Annotated in this window: 3 protein-coding genes; 1 reads left to right on the top strand and 2 read right to left on the bottom strand. The window is 70.2% G+C overall.

The features are described from left to right. Nucleotides 1-737, top strand: a 737-nt coding sequence (locus ACWELQ_RS45295; RefSeq protein WP_452403126.1) for a PucR family transcriptional regulator, incomplete at its 5' end; no start/stop codon positions are given. On the opposite strand, the gene ACWELQ_RS45290 is transcribed toward ACWELQ_RS45295, so the two are convergent. Continuing rightward, the gene (locus ACWELQ_RS45290; protein ID WP_452403125.1) at nt 681-1,274 is read right to left on the bottom strand and encodes a hypothetical protein; all 594 of its coding nucleotides are present in this window, start codon (nt 1,272-1,274) and stop codon (nt 681-683) included. The two genes, ACWELQ_RS45295 and ACWELQ_RS45290, sit on opposite strands and share 57 nt — an antisense overlap. A 122-nt stretch (nt 1,275-1,396) precedes the next feature. Continuing rightward, nucleotides 1,397-1,669: lipase family protein (locus ACWELQ_RS45285; RefSeq protein WP_452403124.1), on the bottom strand; the 273-nt coding region annotated here is incomplete at its 5' end.

The following is a 1,669-nucleotide window of genomic DNA, read 5'->3' as shown; positions in this document are numbered from 1 at the left end:
GCGACGGCGTGGACGTGCCGTCGGTGGCGGGCGCGCTCGGCATCCCCGTCACCGGACCGGCCGCCGTCCTCGGATTCGCCTTCACCGGCGAGGCTCCGACCGCCCGCGACCGCGACACCCTCGGCAGCGCACTTCGCCTGCGCGCCGGGGCATTTCGCCGCGACTCACTGGCCACCCGCATCGGCGACCGCGCCTATATCCTGCTGCCTCGCTACCAGTCCGCCCGCGCCGTCACCGCCTGGACCCGCCAGCTCGTCGACCAGCTCGAATCCGCCGGCTCCCTGATCCTGCGCGCCGCCATCGCGATTCCCGTCCCCGACCTCGCCCAGGTCGCGCGCGCCCGCCTCGAGGTCGACCGCGTCCTCGACTCCACCGCCGCTACCTTCCCCCGCGACCGCGTCACCACCCTCGCAGAATCCCGCACCGCCGTTCTGCTCGGCGAAATCCTCGACCTCATCGCCGCCCGCCCCGAACTCCACGACCCCCGCCTGACCGCCCTCTTCGACTACGACACCACCCACGCCGCCCAACTCGAAGCCACCCTCACCCACTACCTGCGCCACCACGGCGACGTCCGCGCCGCCGCCACCGCCCTCAACATCCACCCGAACACCTTGCGCTACCGCCTGCGTCGCGCCCAGGACATCACCGGCATCGACCTCGACGACCCCGCCGACCGCCTACTGCTCGAACTCCAACTCACCCGCCACCGCCGCACCACCACCCGCCAGGGCTGAGGTTCCGGCCGCCAATGCCAATGCGTGCAGGCGGCCAGGGCAGGCGTGTCGGCCTTCGCCGAACGGCCTGCCGGTGAGGTCGACTTCCACCACCTCACCGGACGGCCCGATGCGGCGTGTGGTGGGCACCGGCGGATTTCGGCCCTCGATCAATGCCGCGGTGGCCGCATGCGCTTGTACGAGCAATCCGATGCGGTTGGCGGTGACCTCGTCGGCGACTCCGCCACACGCGGCCACCAGGCGTGCGACCGCGAGATCCGCCTCCGCAGTCACGCTCATGTGCGGCTGATAGCACGGCGCGACCAGGGCGACATCCGCCTCCACCTCCGGCGACAATCCCAGCGTCACCGCCAGTTTCGCGGTCGGAGTGCCCGCACCGGTCCGCAGCGAATCGATATCCACACCCCGCAATGCGGCCTCGACGAGTGCCCGCCTACGGGTGTGGGTCTCACCCTCGCTGAACCGCACAACATTCGCGCGCAACCAGGCGACGCCATCGGTCGCGTCGGGCACGCTGGGAACCGGATAGTTCAACATGCCCTCACGCTATGCCGCCGACACTTCGGTGCCCGCCGAAACGATCAGCCCGCCCAGATCGCCATGAGATCTTTGCGTAGAGCAGATCGATGTAAAACGGCTGGCCGACAAGCCAACCGGGCCTAGCAGTTCGAGGGAGCCGGGTCGCCGCGGAAGCGTGCGTCGATCCAGCCGACGGCGGCGGGTGCGCCCAGGACCGCGGTGGTGAGATGGTCGGGGCTGGGGAACAGCTCCGACTGCACGGGCAGCCCGGCGGCGCAGTAGCGGCGCATCGTATTGGTGATGGCGTCGACCGGGATCAACGCGTCCTGCGGGGAATGCCATTCGAAGATCGGGACTGTCGGCAGGGCGTCGGAGAGTTCGAGGCTGTTGTCCTCCACCACATGTCGCGCGAG

The sequence above is a fragment of the Nocardia sp. NPDC004722 genome (assembly GCF_053601505.1).
This window is presented reverse-complemented; position numbering and strand designations above follow the sequence as displayed.

Excerpts from the sequence above, each read along its gene's own strand:
- ACWELQ_RS45290 (WP_452403125.1), bottom strand. The coding sequence starts at position 1,274 with ATGTTGAACTATCCGGTTCCCAGCGTGCCCGACGCGACCGATGGCGTC.